Origin of the sequence: Alloprevotella sp. oral taxon 473 str. F0040, from assembly GCF_000318095.2 — a bacterium.
GTDB lineage: Bacteria > Bacteroidota > Bacteroidia > Bacteroidales > Bacteroidaceae > Alloprevotella.
Genome location: NZ_KB290718.1, coordinates 45263 through 62857 on the forward strand (window position 1 = coordinate 45263; position 17595 = coordinate 62857).

Sequence of the window (17595 nt, forward strand, 5' to 3'; positions counted from 1 at the left end):
TGACTCCATCGGATGAGAGCGCAATCGCATCACCGCTCACCAGTTTCCAAACTACGCTCTGGTTGGTAGCATTCTCAGGCATTGCAGTTGCCGTGAGCGTGAAGGAATCACCAACGATGAGCTCTTTCTGCGTGGCATTAAGAGAAATAGATTGTACCAAACGAGGCTTCACTACTACTCTGCACTCTGCTGACACTCCGCTACCATCTGCCGCTTCAGCACGAACGAGGGCTTCTCCCACTTTCTTCGCTTGGATGACTCCATCGGATGAGAGCGCAATCGCATCACCACTCACCAGTTTCCAAACCACGTTGCGGTTGGTAGCATTCTCAGGAGAGAGTGTTGCCGTGAGCGTGAAGGAATCACCAACGATGAGCTCTTTCTGCGTGGCATTAAGAGAAATAGATTGTACCAAACGAGGTTTCACCACCACTCTGCACTCTGCTGATACTCCGCTACCATCTGCCGCTTCAGCGCGAACGAGGGCTTCTCCTACTTTCTTCGCTTGGATGCCTCCATCGGATGAGAGTGTAATCGCATCACCGCTCACCAGTTTCCAAACCACGTTGCGGTTGGTAGCATTCTCAGGAGAGAGTGTTGCCGTGAGCGTGAAGGAATCACCAACGATGAGCTCTTTCTGCGTGGCATTGAGCGAAAGGGATTGCACCAAACGAGGTTTCACTACTACTTTGCACTCTGCTGACACTCCGCTACCATCCACTGCTTCAGCGCGAATGAGGGCTTCACCCACTTGTTGAGCCGTGAATTGTCCAGCTCCAGCAGTTGGCTTCAATATATTCTCAGGCGTGATTTTCCACTTCAGCGTAGCATTAGTAGCGTTCTCGGGCAATATTTTAGCCGCGATTTGCAACGATTCTCCCACAACAACCGAAGAGGCAGAAGGAGTGAGTGTGATTTGTTGCACCTTCACTTCCTTTGGAGTTTCAGGAATTTCTGGAGTTTCTGCCGCTTCACGCTCAATGAACTGCTGTCCGCCATATACTTCTCCGCCTTGTTGTACGCTCCACGTGCGAATGGTCATGTTGCCTTCTGTCTTCTCAGAAAAAGAGGGAACAACCGGAGTATTATTTACCTTCGCTGTGACTTGTGGAGCTGGAGGAAGTGGACCATCGGCAGCGAGTTTGAGGTAGTTATTTGTGGGAAGACCTTCAAAAGTAACCGGAGATTTCACCACCTCAATCCCACCATCCACTAGCGCATTGTTACTGATATCGTAATACTGGAAGTCGTCGTCAATGGTTTCTAGGCGAATCAATCCCTTACCCGCAAACCAGATGTTGAAATAGGTGGAGAACTTCTCCATCAACTTTTGAGGAATGTACACCTCGCACTCCCCATCGTTGGCAGTGCTAGGCACCAGAACATGAGAGAAAGTTGCTCCAAAATCATCGGACATCACCACACGCACCTTGCTGTCTTCCTTAAAGAAGGTCTTATCCACCGACCATTTCAACGTGAGCTTCTGCCCCATGGCATATTGTGGCGCAATGTTGGAAGTAATCTTGAAAGGAGTGGCGTTGACTACTTTGACATTTGCGATGTAGCCATCATAGAGTGGGGCTTGTTTCTTCGCTATCGCCTCTTCCACAGGAAGTGCATCGCTCACGCTGAGCCAAAACCGATAGTTGCCCACAGGGATTTCGTCAGAATTGGCTATCATACTTGCTCCACCATAGCGACGACCAAAAGAGAGCTTAGCATCGCGCTGCGGAGGAAAAACGGGGAATGTGGCAGGATTGCCGGAATGGCAGCCAAACTGATTGAAGGTATAGAGCAACGAAGTCTGCTCTGCATCGGTGGCATAGACGGGAATCGTGAAGAAGGTGCCTTTGGGGACACGATATTCCGCGCGCATCTTTGCGCGATCTATGCGCGGTGCAGTATTGGTGAGAGCAGTGTGCTTAGCCGCGGCTGGAAGTTTGTAGTCGCTTTCCATGGTGACTGGGTGCATCATACGCAGACTCTCCAGACTGATGAAGTCTTCCTTATAAGGATATCCATAACTCATCATGGATTGTCCTGATTTAGGTTCGGTGCAACGACCCACCAAACCTGCGCCACCGACAAAGGGATGGTCCGCTCCGAAAAGGTGACCAAGTTCGTGACCGATGGTAATCATTTCTTGCGAGTTGACAATTGCCCATCCTTTGCGTTCGTGATACTTCACTCCACCGGGACTAGCCAATCCTTGCAAAGCACCACCTTCTATATAATTCACTACAATGCCGATGTCGTAGGCATCAGATCCGATGGCTGCATTGATGAGTTTTGTGCCCGCGTCATAAGCATACGAGCTCTTATAAGACTTCTCAATAAGTCGCTCGTCTTGCACGATGGTGAAGCGCACCCCTAAATCGCGCACGTAGATATTGTTGAGAAAAGTCTCGAGTTCTTTCCAGAAGGCTTTGACTTTGGCAACGTCTTGGTTGAGTTGCTCCGATCGGAAGCCTTCATTGGCCATGTAGACTGCCAGGCGATATTCGCGAAAAACACCATCACTAATCGTGGGGGCGGTGGTGGCATCGCTCACCCCACGCACGGCAAAGACGGAATGCGAGGTAGAAAAGCGTTGCTCCGCTGAATCATCGTTGGGAGTTGGAACATTTACCCCACAAAAGCAACGAGGCTGTTGCGAGGGGGGAGTAATTGTGCGATTCTGTGCCGTCACTGCAGAGGAGAATCCGAGTGAGGTGAAAGCCACTCCGACACAAAACAAGGAGAATCTGGAAAACGAGTTCATAGAAGAGATAGTTTATTAACCACAAAGTTAGAAATTTCTCATGATGTACAAGAGAATTGCATGATATATATGCAAAGAATAGAAGCATAATTGCGTATAAATTCGTAATTTAGCAGTCAGAATTAAATTCCTAACTCTGAGAAAACTGGCTTTGTCAATTGGTACTCTTTAATGGTCTACCATATCTTCTCTCCGTGGACTAAGAAAGAGCTACTCAAAACGATGATTTATAGGCCTATTCTCAGATTATCTCATACTTCCTCATGAAGCAAAAAACTTCTCTTCTTCCACAAACCCTTGGTCTGTTTACCCTGATTGGGGGCATGACAGCGGCACCAGCTATGGCTCAAACCGCCACCACTGATGCTAACTCTGTGATAGCGACGGTACAAAACGGCCAGCAGACTACAGCGACTCCTGATCGCTCAGGCAATAATCTACTTTCTGCTCGCAAGATTAATGCCACGACCATAGAGTTGATGAATAGTCAGAAACAGCGCATCACACTCGACTTCTACGGCAATGGCATCTTCCGCCTATATCTCGATCCTGCCGGTCGCGCTCCTCACAACCCTGAAGCGACTCCTGCTGCGGACATCCTCGTGGAAAAACCTCGTCGTGGGGTTAAGTCTCTTGATTTGAAGGGCGATGCTAAAAACTTCACAGTGACGACTTCTCACGTGACCCTAGTGTTCGACCGTGCCACAGGTGGTTTTGTGGTGAAAAAGGCGAATGGTGATGTGGTATTCGAATTACTCACCGCTCCTACATTTGACAAAGATGGCACACATCTTACTCTTGCTAACCATGACGGGGAATATTTCTATGGTGGTGGCGTGCAGAATGGTCGTTTTTCTCACCGCGGACAAGTGATTGCTATCGAAAACACGAACAACTGGGTGGATGGTGGCGTGGCCTCTCCCACTCCTTTCTACTGGAGCACGAAGGGCTACGGCATGATGTGGCATACTTTCAAGCCTGGGCTTTACGACTTTGGCAACACGCAAGGTAATGTGGTGAAATTACGCCACGCTGAGCAATATCTTGATGTGTTCTTCATGGTGGCAGATCGCCCCGAAGCGTTGTTGAGCAGCTTCTACCAACTCACTGGTCACCCTGTATTGCTCCCTAAATTTGGATTCTACCAAGGTCACCTCAATGCTTACAACCGCGACTACTGGACAGAAGCGAAGGACGGCCGTGGCTTCATGAAGATGGAAGATGGCAAGACTTATAACGAGAGTCAGAAAGATAATGGTGGTGTGAAGGAGAGTTTGAATGGCGAACTCAACAACTATCAATTTTCGGCTCGCGCTGCGATCGACCGCTATCTGAACAATGATATGCCCTTAGGTTGGTTCCTCCCCAACGATGGATATGGTGCGGGCTACGGACAAACACCAACGCTCGATGGCAACATTGAGAACCTCCGCCAATTTGGCGACTATGCTCGCAGCAAGGGTGTGGAAATCGGTCTGTGGACACAAAGCGATCTCCATCCCAAAGACAGCATCGAAGCTCTGCTTCAGCGCGACATCGTGAAAGAAGTGGGTACTGCTGGTGTGCGTGTGCTCAAAACTGACGTGGCCTGGGTAGGCTGGGGCTATAGCTTTGGTCTTAATGGCGTGGCAGACGTGGGTCGCATCATGCCTAAATATGGCAACAACGCGCGCCCCTTCATCATCTCCCTCGATGGATGGGCTGGCACTCAACGCTATGCGGGTATTTGGAGCGGTGACCAAACTGGTGGTGACTGGGAATACATCCGTTTCCACATCCCTACTTTCATCGGTTCTGGACTTTCTGGACAACCCAACATCACCTCCGACGTAGACGGTATCTTCGGGGGTAAGAATATTCCCGTGAATGTGCGCGAATTCCAATGGAAGACTTTCACTCCCATGGAATTGAATATGGACGGCTGGGGCAGCAATCCTAAATATCCTCATGCACTCGGTGGCAAGAGCATCGCACTCAATCGCTGGTATCTCAAGCTCAAGAGCGAACTCTTGCCTTATGCCTACACGGCAGCTGCGGAAGCTGTGAACGGCAAACCGATGATTCGCCCCATGTTTATGGAAGAAACCAACGAGTTTACGCTGGGCAAGCGCACGCAATATCAATTTATGTATGGGGATGCGTTCCTCGTGGCTCCCGTTTACCAAAACACAGCAGCGGACGAAGAAGGTAATGACCGCCGCGATGGCATCTACCTCCCCAAGGGCAATTGGGTGGATTATTTCACTGGCGATTGCTATGCTGGCGGACGTATCGTTAACCACTTTGACGCTCCGCTCTGGAAACTCCCCGTGCTGGTGAAGGCTGATGCCATTATCCCTATGGCTAATCCCAACAACACGCCTGCAGAAATCAAGAAAGATCTTCGCATCTTTGAAATCTACGCAGAAAAAGGCACTACCGCTTTCTTGTATGACGACGATGGCAAGACTCAAGCCTATCTTGAAGGTAAGCACGCCCAAACGCCGCTGAAGACTACGGTGAAGAAGCAGGTGCTGACGTTCGACATAGACCGCACCACGGCAAGATTCCCTGAATTTGTCAAGATGCAACAAACAGAATTGCGCATCAACGTGTCTAAGACTCCTAAGAAACTCACGGCAATAATGGGGGGTGCGAAGGTGAAATTGGCGCAAGTGAACTCTCGCGAAGAGTTTGAAAAAGGCACCAACGTATGGTTCTACGATGCTAAGCCTAATCTCAACCGCTGGGTTCGAACTGGCGAAGAAAGCGTAGGCGAAGTATTTAAGAATCCTCAGGTGCTCGTGAAGCTCGCTGCTACTGATGTGACAGAAAATGCGGTGAGTGTGATGGTGAAAGGCTTTGAATTTAAGATGCCTAATCGCCAGCTCGTGCACCATGGCAAACTTGCAGCACCTCGATTCAATAAGCAGCAGAGCAAGGCTCAGGCGTACACGCTCCAACCTGCGTGGGATGCCGTGGAAAATGCCGACTACTACGAAGTGGAATATGATGGCCAACTCTACTCTACTATCCGCGATTTGAACTATCTCTTCGATGATTTGTCTCCTGTCACGAACTATTCATTCCGTGTACGCGCTGTCAATGCCGATGGCGCAAGTGAATGGACTGACTTCCAACTGGCTACTGTGAAAGATCCTCTTGAATGGGCTGTGAAGGGTGTGAAGGCTACGACATCTGTACAGAACCAAGGTGGACAAGGTACAGACAAACTCTTCGATCGCGATTTGAAGACGGTTTGGCACACTTCATGGGGAAACAAACAAGCTACTCCCTTTGACATGATTGTGGACTTGAGAAGTGTTAATCAATTAGAGCGTTTTGAATACATTCCTCGCGAAGATGCGGGCAATGGTACTATCCTCTCTGGTTCGTATTCACTCTCTACCGACCGCCAAAACTGGTCTGCTCCTGTTGCATTCAACTGGGAAAAGGATGGTGAAACCAAGACTGTGAAGTTCGGCGACGGTGCTGCGGCACGCTACATCAAACTGAATGTGGAAGATGCTGTGGGTAACTTCGGTTCTGGTCGTGAAATGTATGTTTATCGTCGACCTGGTACGGAAGGTGTGATGCAAGGGGACATCAACCGAGACAAGCGCGTGGACGAAAACGACTTGACTTCGTACATGAACTACACTGGTTTGCGTCGTGGCGATGGTGACTTTGACTACGTAGCTATCGGCGACATCAACAAGAACGGTTTGATTGATGCTTACGATATCTCTTGCGTAGGTGTGGAACTAGACGGCGGTGTGCGCAACTCTTCTGACAAGGTGCGCGGACAACTCGTGCTTACTCCCAACGTGAAGACGTTTAAGGCTGGCGACGTCGTGGAAATCAAGGTTACAGGTAAGGATCTCCACTATGTGAATGCTCTATCCTTCGGCCTTCCCTACAAGGCTGATGAGTTGGAATACAAAGGTATCACGCTCAAAGGCATGAAGGACATGGTAAACCTCACCTACGACCGCTTGCACACTTCTGGACAGAAGGCACTCTATCCCACATTTGTCAACCGCGGTAACAACTTCTTGCTCGAAGACGGTAACCCTGAACTCTTTACCATAAAGTTCGTAGCTAAGAAAGCAGGTAAGTTCAACCTGAAAGCTGTAGACGGTCTGCTCATCGACCGCAACCTCGGCACTGTTTCTTTCTAAACTCGTAAATATAAGCGGGTGTATCAAATTATGGTACACCCGCTTTATTTGTGCATTCAACACTGCTCTCCGGAAGATAACAATCCAAGAAGATAACATCCACATTCAATCCAGACTCCTAAGGGTGTGATCATCTATGGGCATACCCTTTTGGGATGGTAATGAATTACAGACACTACATATTGCGGAATAGACCGCAGGGCTCTTAGGCGGAAAGAGGAAGAAAAGAAGAAGGAGGAGAAGAGAGAAGAAAAAGGAAAGAAAGAGAAGGAGAAGAAGAAAGAGAACGATAATAGGTAGCAGAAAGGAGAAGAATACAGAGAAAGAACAGAAAGGAAAGTGAGAGGAACAAGAGAGGAACAAGAGAGGGAAACATACAATTAAGAAAGCATAGTGTTGCAATAAACTAAAAAAATCCGTAGCACCAAAGGAACTACGGATTTGCTTCATTGTTACAAGCTGAAGAGTAAAACTACACCTTGATTTCAACTTCTACGCCGCAAGGAAGTTCGAGCTTCATAAGAGCATCGATGGTCTTGGGGTTAGAGCTGTAGATGTCGATGAGACGCTTGTAAGTGGAAACCTCGAATTGCTCGCGGCTCTTCTTGTTAACGAAGGTAGAGCGGTTCACCGTGATGATACGCTTGCGAGTGGGGAGAGGAATTGGACCGCTAACGATTGCGCCAGTAGCTTTTACGTTAGAAACAATCTTCTCTGCAGACTTTTCTACGAGAGTGTGATCGTAGCTCTTGAGCTTGATGCGAATTTTTTGACTCATTGCTGTATTGAATTTACTCCGAATCGGCAACGGTGGGATAAGAGTCGTTCGCTATCCCACCTGCCGAACGCGGAAAGTTTTTGTTTATTGGAAAATCCCTATCAAAGATTATTTGATGAGATCTACGCGACCCTTCATTTCTTCGAGTACAGCCTTAGCAATACCGCTAGAAACAGGAGCGTGGTGATCGTACTGCATAGAAGAAGTTGCACGACCTGAAGTGATAGTACGGAGCGCAGTCACGTAACCGAACATTTCACCGAGGGGCACAGTAGCCTTAACGATGCGAGCACCAGAACGGCTATTCTCCATACCTTCTACTTGACCACGACGCTTGTTCAAGTCACCAATCACATCACCCATGTTTTCTTCAGGAGTGATAACATCAAGCTTCATCATGGGCTCCATGAGCACAGGACCTGCTTGAGCGCAAGCGTTCTTGTAAGCTTGGATAGCAGCGATTTCGAAGGAGAGTTGGTCAGAGTCCACTGGGTGGAAAGAACCGTCGAGGAGTTCTACCTTGAGGCTATCGAGAGGGAAGCCACCGAGGACACCGCTCTTCATAGCGTTCTCAAAGCCCTTCTGTACAGAGGGGATGAATTCCTTAGGAATGTTACCACCAGTTACCTTGTTCACGAACTGGAGACCGCCTTCCTTGAAGTCCTCATCTACAGGACCTACGTTAACGATGATGTCAGCGAACTTACCGCGACCACCAGATTGCTTCTTGTAAACTTCGCGGAGGTTTACAGTCTTAGTAATAGCTTCCTTGTAGTTTACTTGGGGCTTACCTTGGTTAATCTCAACCTTAAACTCACGACGGAGACGGTCGATGATAATGTCGAGGTGAAGCTCACCCATACCAGAAATCACAGTTTGACCGCTTTGTTCATCAGTCTTCACAGTGAAAGTGGGGTCTTCTTCAGCGAGCTTAGAAAGACCGGTAGAGAGCTTATCAAGATCCTTCTGAGTCTTAGGCTCTACTGCGATACCGATAACGGGATCGGGGAAGTCCATAGATTCGAGAATGATAGGAGCACCTTCTTCAGCGAGGGTGTCACCAGTGCGGATATCCTTAAAACCAACACCTGCGCCGATGTCACCAGCACCAATCACTTCAACAGGGTTCTGCTTGTTAGAGTGCATTTGGAAGAGGCGAGACACACGCTCCTTCTTACCAGAACGTACGTTGTAAACGTAAGAACCAGCTTCTACCTTACCGGAGTAAACACGGAAGAAGGTGAGACGACCTACATAGGGGTCAGTAGCAATCTTAAACGCGAGAGCAGAAGTCTTTTCGTCTTCAGAAGGCTGGCGAGTTTCAGTTTCACCAGTGTCAGGGTTTACACCTTCGATAGCGGGAGTGTCAAGAGGAGAGGGGAGGAACATCACCACGTAGTCGAGGAGAGTTTGTACACCCTTGTTCTTGAACGAAGAACCGCAGGTCATAGGAACGATGTCGAGTGCGAGCGTACCCTTACGGATAGCAGCCACAACTTCTTCCTCTGTGAGGCTATCGGGATCGTCAAAGAACTTCTCCATAAGCGTCTCGTCTTGCTCTGCAGCAAGTTCGATCATCTTTTGGCGCCATTCGTTGCATTCGTCAACGAGTTCAGCGGGGATGTCTTCTACGTCATATTCAGCACCCATTGTCTCATCGTGCCAAAGAATAGCCTTCATGCGGATGAGGTCAACGATACCCTTGAACTTTTCTTCAGCACCAATGGGCACAGAGATAACGCAAGGAGTTGCACCGAGGACGTCCTTCATTTGGCGCACTACTTCGAAGAAGTTAGCACCAGAACGGTCCATCTTGTTCACATAACCGATACGAGGTACGTTGTACTTGTCAGCCTGACGCCATACAGTTTCAGACTGAGGTTCGACACCACCTACTGCGCAATAAGTAGCGACAGCACCATCGAGCACACGGAGTGAGCGTTCTACTTCAGCGGTGAAGTCTACGTGTCCCGGAGTGTCAATGAGGTTGAACTTATATTGAGTGCCGCGGAAGTTCCAGAAAGCGGTGGTAGCAGCAGAAGTGATAGTGATACCACGTTCTTGCTCTTGTTCCATCCAGTCCATGGTTGCGCCGCCTTCGTGCACTTCACCAATCTTGTGCGTCTTACCAGTGTAGAAGAGGATACGCTCAGAAGTGGTGGTTTTACCGGCATCGATGTGCGCCATGATACCGATGTTACGCGTCAAATGGAGATCTTGCTTTGCCATTTTGTATGTATGCTAATGTGCGATGTGCGAATTAGAAGCGGAAGTGTGCGAATGCACGGTTAGCTTCAGCCATACGGTGCATTTCTTCCTTACGTTTGAAAGCACCACCTTGTTCGTTGTAAGCGTCCATGATTTCAGCAGCGAGCTTGTCAGCCATAGTCTTACCACCACGCTTGCGAGCGAAAGTGATGAGATTCTTCATGGATACAGACTCCTTACGATCAGGACGGATTTCAGTAGGAACTTGGAAAGTAGCACCACCGATACGGCGGCTCTTTACTTCCACTTGAGGAGTAACCTTATCGAGAGCAATCTTCCAGATTTCGAGTGCGCTCTTTTCTTCACCGCTCATCTTTTCGCCTACGAGGTTAAGAGCAGAGTAGAAAATTTCGTAGCTCACGTTCTTCTTACCATCATACATGAGGTGGTTTACGAACTTAGACACTTTTTGGTCGCCAAACACGGGATCAGGAAGGATCAGGCGCTTCTTTGGTTTTGCTTTACGCATGAGTTTTGTTTTTTGGTTTTGTAAGAGGCTGCAATGTGTCTTCAGCATCTTTCGGCATCTACACTCATCTATATAAAATGAGTCTTACCAGATAAGAGCTTACTCAACCTTTGCCAACCAATACTTTGTTGTAAAATAAATACGATAAATGGTCACGAATTGAAAGCTTACGGCAACACAACGTATGAATATCATCGAGTGCTGCGCTGAATCAAGCAGTCCTTCATCGTTGTGGCTTAACTAAACGCGAACCACAACTGATTACTCTTCGTGCCATCAATTAAGGCTGATTATTTCTTAGCAGCCTTAGGACGCTTCGCACCATACTTGGAGCGGCGTTGAGTACGGTTTGCTACACCAGCAGTATCAAGAGTACCGCGAACGATGTGGTAGCGCACACCAGGAAGGTCTTTCACACGACCACCACGCACGAGAACGATGCTGTGCTCTTGGAGGTTGTGACCTTCACCTGGGATGTAGGAGTTAACTTCCTTACCATTGGTCAAGCGCACACGAGCTACCTTACGCATAGCAGAGTTAGGTTTCTTAGGTGTGGTTGTGTAAACACGCACGCAAACACCACGACGCTGAGGGCAGTTTTCCAATGCTGGAGACTTAGATTGCTCGGCAGCTACTGAACGACCCTTGCGCACAAGTTGTTGAATAGTAGGCATTTTGTTTGTTTTTAATTGTTTATATTGTTGATTTTGATGCGATTTTAAGAAGCAGCTAGCGCTGCTTTTTCACTAGACATTAGTGCATACTATGCCCTTTGAGGTGCAAAGTTAGCGTTTTTTTCTGGCGCAGCCAACAAATTACCTCCTTTTATTACATTAGACTGCTTCATATTTATGATTTCTGTAAGCTTTATATCTATTCTAAAGAGTAGACCTTACAATAATGACACATCACAACAGACTTCTTTACATACAAGAAAATGCGTGAGCACTGAACTAGTCAGCACTCACGCATTAGCTATTGATTTATCACTTCAATGAAGTTGTTCAAATTAAGGAACGAGAACCGATTGAGAGAAGCGACTTTGAGTATTCTCAGCCTTCACTACGTAGACTCCAGGCACATTCACTTGAACATTCTTGCGTGCGCCAGCAGCAAGTGTGAAACGAGCAAGAGATTTACCTGCAGCATCAACAATAATCACTTCTCCGCTCTCACTTGTTTCGTTGAGCACCTCAATGTTTCGAGTTGCATCAGCCATCACAGTGAAGCCTGCTTGATTTGCATTATCCAATGAAGCTCCCTTGCGAAGGATAGCGAAGCGTTGACGCTTATCATTGCGATTAGCTATAAAGCTATACTTATCACCATCATTGATTTTCGTCTCAGCACCAGTACGCTTATCGAGAAGCACGAACTCATCGCTAGCGTTGAAGCCATCGAGATGGAATTTGAGTTCGTAACGTTCGGCCTTATCAGCAGGGATGAAGCTCAAGTTGGCACGAGTCAAGTGATTTGTAGTGCTTACTTGCAAATTTTGTGCGCCTTCTACATAGAGTTGGGCAGCTCCTGCTGTGAGCATCTTCTCACCATCCAAACCATCATCGAAATTATCGGTAGCCTCTTCATGTTCCACGAGCCAGAGTCTGTCCATTGATTTTTCTGAAGCCACATCGACAGCCAGGGAAGCCACACGAGGAGCGACATCCATGCGACGAGCCTTGTTTGCTGTCTCAACTTTCATCAAATCATCATAGAGATAATAGAGAGAAGCAGCACCCTTAGCCTGCACAGCAAATGAGCTGAGCGAAGGAATTTCTGTAGGCATACCTGGTAGATGTCCAACAAGATTTGCAGGGATAGCATCTGTATATTGCCCTGCAGCACTACCAGTGACATTTGCTCCATTTTGAGCTAGCCAATTCTGACGAGAACCTGTATTAAACAGATAATAGGTTGCGACAATATTATTAGGGCTATTCTTTTTCTGAATCTTATCAATTTTCATTGCCGCTGTGAAAGGATTGGCAAGAATATTGATATCGTTATAGTTATTTCCTACAGGAGCACCACCTAGCGTAAACTCAAACGCATCCTTACCATTCACTGTCGTATTCTTGTATACTAGCGAACCCTTGAATTCATAACGTGAAGGAGTAGGTGTTGCGACTTCGTACCCCTTACCAGGTTCAATCAAGTCGTCATCACTCAGAGCCTCCCACTTTTCGTCACTATTCGCAACAGAAAGCTCTCTATTGTATTTGCGCACTAGAGAAGAACCAAATACATTCGATTTCTTATTGTAATCACCAGTTACAGGAGCTCCGAAATACTGCCAATTAGCCTGTTGAAGACCGCTTCCTTGTTCAGAGCTCTGCGCAAAGAGTTCTACAGTTGCCTTTACAGGAGTCTTAGATGCAACTAACAGAGTACCATTAGCCTTATTAACACCTCCAGCTTTCACTCGAAGCATCTCTGGATTATTCTCTCCAGTGAAGCCAGAGGCTCCATAAGCAGCATTTACAATTTTCAACTGATGTCCAGCCTGCACCACTAGAGACTTAGGAGTATAATTCTTTTTATTGATATAACGATGCACTACGCGATCCTTATCCGTGTAAAGATCACGAATAGCATCAGAACCATACTGATTGATATTACTAATAGCAAACTCTACATCTGCCTCAGACTTATCACCTCCCAATGCATCATACTCTGCTTGAGTAGTCAGTGGAACATAACGCATCGTCCAGTTTTCAGCCTTACTCCAATCGTTGTCTACGAAACCATACCAATAGTTACCCTTCAAAGTAATAACATTGCTTCGATAGATACCGCAGTCACGGTCGCCATCTAAAGCATCTTCAATCTGAGACTTCAAGTAGAATTGATTGCCTTTATATGCAATCATACCTACACTATCTTTCTCTGCAGCTAATTGAAGAGGGTAATTTACGCCAGAAGGCTGTTTCGTCGTAAAGGTATACCCATTAGTGTTATCCGTTCCCGCGTTTGCTTTCTCGAAGCTAGATAAACCAGCCGGAAGAGTTTCAGCAGTAGGATCTTTAGGATCTCTAAAAGGATTCTCAAATGCAGAATTAATAAGCTCTGCAAAGATTTTCATATCTCGTCCAAAACCACGCTTGAAGCGAGTCACCCCCATTGCATCAATCTCGTAATCACCGCTATTTGGGTCAATCTTTACATATTTATCAGTAGAAGGCTCTATTTCTTTATACCAAAAAATCTCAGTTCTTCGGGCCGTACCATTTTGATCTAAAGCAGACATTTCGCGACTCAAGTCTATATTCTCATTGAGACGATACTCTGTTTTATCAAATTCATAACGCTGTTGAGCAGCTACATTATATTTAGGACGTTTATAATTACCTTCAGCATCATGGGCATTTTCCTTCTCAAGCACTCCAACTTTCAAACCTCTAGGAGCAGGAGGCAAAGTAGAAATCTTTAGTCTATTCACAGACAGATTGAGTTCTCCATCTACACAAGCATAAAGTTCATCAGGAACATGGACTTCGTTACCATTCTTTAAATCATCATCATAAGCAGGCTTAAAATCCTTATTCCTCAAGCTACTAACATCAAAGATTTCTCCACAATTATTAAAAACAGGAGGCACCTTAATATTAACCAAACGGTTACCCTGCAAATTGAGCTGTACAATCTTACCCAACATACTGTAGTCCTCATTCACAAGGCCATTACCTACAGCAATCACATGTTTTAAAGAAGCAGCACCATTTGTAAGTTTCAGCTTCAGTAACTTATTATAAGATACATCCAGTTTCTCCAACTTCGGTAAATCGGCTGGTAGAGCAAAGCTACCAGAAATACTGCCCGTCCGAAGCTCATTGTTCGACATTTGGAGATAGTGCAGGGAAGGCGTATTCAGCTCTATACCAGAAATTTGCCCATTATTAGCATCAACAGTCCAAAGACCATCTTCACCAGCCACACTTACCGCATTCTTACCGGCAGCAATATCTATAGAAAACTGTTCTGGAAACGAAAGATTGCGCATTTCTTGCACTTCTTCTCCATTTGCATTAGTCCGTGTAATAAACACAATAGGCCAATGCTCACGCTCCACACGAGAGGGCAACTCTGGAGCCAAATACAAATTGAGGGTTCCTGCAGTTACTGCACGAGTCAGCTTTACTCTATTGAGCAAATTACTAGTAACCTTCTCAGAGTTCACTTTTCCTTGTACAGGCATATTGACAGCACTCATACCCAAGAGCAACATCACCACTAACGTCTGCAACGTCGCCTTTGCGCGTGAAGTGCACAACAGGAATAAAAAGGCCAAAGATTTATTCATTGATAGATAAGCTTTTTCAAATCGTCCTACATTCTGCTAATATAAAATGGCAGATTAACGACAAGTTATATTGCAACTGCAAAGTTAACAACTTTGCTGAGAATAGCAAAATTTCTAAGCTATTCTCTACATGTTATCTGTAAAAAACTGGTTTTCAGGAGTGCAGTACTGCTATTTTCAAGATTATCGCCCACTCTACCATGCAGGTCATGACATACTCTTAATCTTTTGTGGGCATCAATCAACAGCACTACTTAAACTCACCGTTCTCACTTACATGCAAGAGCTAAGAGCTATTTTTACACTATACATAGTTTTATAGCAAAAGAGTTCTCCTTCTATATTCCTATTAGTTCTTAACACAGTTTTATAAGAAGTATCAAAAACGAAGAAAAAGCAAAAGGTTTCGTACCTCCATTGACATGCGCAGCATACTTTGTCCTTCTTAATAATCACATCACCATACAGTTATCATGGACGAACAGTAAACTTATGCCACAACAATAGCATTACATCTTTATATATTTCCTTCGTCAACACGCCTCGCCACTGAGACTATACTCCTTATCGCTTCTCTCGATATACGCAGCCTAAAGTCCCTAAAGAGGGAAGAGGGGGATGACTAGAGACAAAATGCGCTTCTAGAGTAGTTATACATACACATCAATCAACAATGGTGCATATTGCAACACTGTTCCATTCGGGTTCCAGAAATAAATCACCCACACCTTGTCCAGCAGCATCAATACGATCCTTCGAGATGCCATACTGTGCGATGAGCAAATTCTTGACAGCTTCAGCACGTAATTGTGCTATACGCTTATTAGTTGCAAAATTACCATTGGGGGAAGCATAACCACGCACTACTACTCGGGCTCGGGGATGCTTATTCAAATAAATTGCCACTCGCTCCACATTGGGATACTGGGGAGCATCGACCACCATGCGACCTGCACCAAAACTAATCACTGTTTCAAGTTGGCGACTCACCTTAGGAGCCGTGGTAGTAGCAGCCGCTACACGCTGAGCCAGCTGCGCTTCTAGCTGTGCAATCCGCTGATTCTGCTGGGAAATGGTAGCATCTCGATCAGCGACATCTTTGTGAAGAAAGCGCATGGCTTCAAGCAAATCATCATGCTGACTAGCAGACACAGTGACAGGTGGCTCAAAAATTGAGGGTTGCTTACGTGCTCCAAAACGATATGTCAGGCCTAACGAGATATCAAACTCAGCGCGGTTAGCATTAAAATTCTCATAATCAGACTTTCCATCATTGCGCAAATCAAAACGCACACCTGGACGCACACCAATTCCCCATCTACGTCTTGAGCCAAAATTGTAAGTAAAATCTACTCCAAATTTACTCACTAAATAATTAGCGTCTGCACCATTGCGTCGTGAAAGATTAAATATATGTCCCCAACCAGCAGAGGCTTTGGCTTCAACCTCGAAAGATTTAGGTTTGCCTTCATAGCCATAAAATAGATTCCCCAAATTCACACTACCCACAAGGTGTAGCTGGGTTCGCTCATAACGCGTTCGTGGGAGTTTACTATTCCAGGAAATGTAATCTAAATCAAATCCAAGTGCAAAAGCAGAGGACAATTGCTTCTTTGCTCCTATCGTAAGGGTATGGGTGAGCAATTGAGCTTCGGGCTCGTAGACCATAGGGTGAACGATGCCGCCTGCAACAGTGGCCGACCAATTGTCCGAAAACTTAGGAAAAGCAGTATACTGCGCGCGAGCTGCAAATAAAGTTGTTGCAGCAAGGCATGTAAATAGAAGTCTTTTCATGTAGCAAAATCAATATAAAGCCTTTTGAGTAAGGCACAAATTGAAAAAAGAGCATGAGAGGCATGTAACAAGGAGTACACTTGATACACTTCTACAATCATTCAATGGAGTTGCAGTATCCCTACTTACTAAACAAAGAATGAATTTAAAATGCGCATCTCATCTCGCTAGAGGACAACTCATCATCTTCTATATTATTGAAGTGACATAATTCCTCAATTGCAAAATTACAGGCAAATTGAGAGAATTCCAAATTATCACTGAAATTTCTTCTCCATCGTTTGTGTATTTCGGCCGTTAGTGCTATATTTGCTTAAGAATGCGCTACAATTTGAGCCCTTTTCCACAACATAGGCAGAGTTTAATTCCTATGTTATCCGTTATATTCCACAAGAGTTTCAAATTGCAAGTACATTTTAGCTACTTGGCACATTAATTGCAATTATTTTCGCAGAGCAATATGATGTTGCAAATCATGTGGCTCAATCTCTGGGGATCCCCCACTCTCACGCAATTCACATTTATCATTCCAAATAACTTGACCTTATTATGGCACAAGAACAAGCTCCTCAACAGCTACAAATCGAGCTGACTCCAGAAGTAGCCAACGGCAACTACAGCAACTTGGCAATCATTAACCACAGCAACCAAGAGTTCGTAATCGACTTCGTTGCTGCTCTCCCTGGTCTGCCCCAAGCTCGCGTGAACAACCGTCAAATCCTCTCTCCCGAAAGTGCTAAGCGTTTGCTTTTCGCTCTCCAAGAGAATGTGGTGAACTTTGAACAACAATTTGGCACTATCCAACTTGGCGGTGCTCCTGAAGGTGCTCAATCGCCCGAAGGTATCGGCCGTACTGCTACTCCTTTCGGTCTGCCCGAAGGTAACGCATAATGAGCTGTTTCGACTGACTCAGCTTTGTGCTAAAAGCACGGAAATAGTTCCCACCCATCGCAAGATGAGTGGGATTTTTTATTGACAATGCGCTTGTCTGCACCTATTAACTCACCAAGATTATTTTTCAGAACCGACACGCGCACGATGTCCTCTCTTAGCTTACTATAAAGC

At 46.1% G+C, this 17595-nt stretch carries 9 protein-coding genes; 2 read left to right on the forward strand and 7 right to left on the reverse strand.

Annotated elements, in window-relative coordinates; translation table 11 throughout:
- Positions 1 to 2761, reverse strand: a 2761-nt coding sequence (locus HMPREF9999_RS10035) for an Ig-like domain-containing protein (protein ID WP_083475844.1), incomplete at its 3' end; no start/stop codon positions are given.
- 263 nt (positions 2762 to 3024) lie between these two features.
- On the opposite strand from HMPREF9999_RS10035, the gene HMPREF9999_RS08625 reads away from it, so the two are divergent.
- Positions 3025 to 6921 (forward strand): TIM-barrel domain-containing protein, encoded by a 3897-nt coding sequence (locus tag HMPREF9999_RS08625; protein WP_009752341.1) that lies wholly within the window; start codon positions 3025 to 3027, stop codon positions 6919 to 6921.
- Between the two features lie 472 nt (positions 6922 to 7393).
- Here HMPREF9999_RS08625 and rpsJ read toward each other — a convergent pair whose 3' ends face one another.
- The 6 genes from rpsJ to HMPREF9999_RS08655 all read right to left on the reverse strand — a co-directional run bounded on the left by rpsJ (position 7394) and on the right by HMPREF9999_RS08655 (position 16530).
- Entirely contained in the window at positions 7394 to 7699 is a 306-nt protein-coding gene (gene rpsJ, locus HMPREF9999_RS08630; protein ID WP_009752343.1) for a 30S ribosomal protein S10, read from the reverse strand.
- A 108-nt stretch (positions 7700 to 7807) separates the two neighbouring features.
- Positions 7808 to 9928, reverse strand: coding sequence for an elongation factor G (fusA, locus tag HMPREF9999_RS08635; RefSeq protein ID WP_009752344.1), 2121 nt, complete (start codon positions 9926 to 9928; stop codon positions 7808 to 7810).
- A gap of 31 nt (positions 9929 to 9959) precedes the next feature.
- Positions 9960 to 10436 (reverse strand): 30S ribosomal protein S7, encoded by a 477-nt coding sequence (rpsG, locus tag HMPREF9999_RS08640; RefSeq protein ID WP_044063402.1) that lies wholly within the window; start codon positions 10434 to 10436, stop codon positions 9960 to 9962.
- A gap of 290 nt (positions 10437 to 10726) precedes the next feature.
- Complete coding sequence (gene rpsL, locus HMPREF9999_RS08645) at positions 10727 to 11110, reverse strand: 30S ribosomal protein S12 (RefSeq protein ID WP_009752346.1); 384 nt, start codon at positions 11108 to 11110, stop codon at positions 10727 to 10729.
- Positions 11111 to 11445: 335 nt separating this feature from the next.
- Positions 11446 to 14736: a T9SS type A sorting domain-containing protein gene (locus HMPREF9999_RS08650; RefSeq protein ID WP_009752347.1), complete on the reverse strand. Its 3291-nt coding sequence runs from the start codon at positions 14734 to 14736 to the stop codon at positions 11446 to 11448.
- A 663-nt stretch (positions 14737 to 15399) separates the two neighbouring features.
- Positions 15400 to 16530, reverse strand: a complete 1131-nt coding sequence (locus HMPREF9999_RS08655; protein ID WP_009752348.1) for an OmpA family protein — start codon at positions 16528 to 16530, stop codon at positions 15400 to 15402.
- Positions 16531 to 17079: 549 nt separating this feature from the next.
- Here HMPREF9999_RS08655 and HMPREF9999_RS08660 point away from each other — a divergent pair.
- The gene (locus HMPREF9999_RS08660) at positions 17080 to 17421 is read left to right on the forward strand and encodes a DUF3467 domain-containing protein (RefSeq protein WP_009752349.1); all 342 of its coding nucleotides are present in this window, start codon (positions 17080 to 17082) and stop codon (positions 17419 to 17421) included.
- The last annotated feature ends 174 nt before the right edge of the window (positions 17422 to 17595 follow it).

Coding starts and splice junctions, on each gene's coding strand:
- HMPREF9999_RS08655 (WP_009752348.1), bottom strand. CDS start 16,530: ATGAAAAGACTTCTATTTACATGCCTTGCTGCAACAACTTTATTTGCA.
- rpsJ (WP_009752343.1), bottom strand. CDS start 7,699: ATGAGTCAAAAAATTCGCATCAAGCTCAAGAGCTACGATCACACTCTC.
- rpsG (WP_044063402.1), bottom strand. CDS start 10,436: ATGCGTAAAGCAAAACCAAAGAAGCGCCTGATCCTTCCTGATCCCGTG.
- rpsL (WP_009752346.1), bottom strand. CDS start 11,110: ATGCCTACTATTCAACAACTTGTGCGCAAGGGTCGTTCAGTAGCTGCC.
- fusA (WP_009752344.1), bottom strand. CDS start 9,928: ATGGCAAAGCAAGATCTCCATTTGACGCGTAACATCGGTATCATGGCG.
- HMPREF9999_RS08625 (WP_009752341.1), top strand. CDS start 3,025: ATGAAGCAAAAAACTTCTCTTCTTCCACAAACCCTTGGTCTGTTTACC.
- HMPREF9999_RS08650 (WP_009752347.1), bottom strand. CDS start 14,736: ATGAATAAATCTTTGGCCTTTTTATTCCTGTTGTGCACTTCACGCGCA.
- HMPREF9999_RS08660 (WP_009752349.1), top strand. CDS start 17,080: ATGGCACAAGAACAAGCTCCTCAACAGCTACAAATCGAGCTGACTCCA.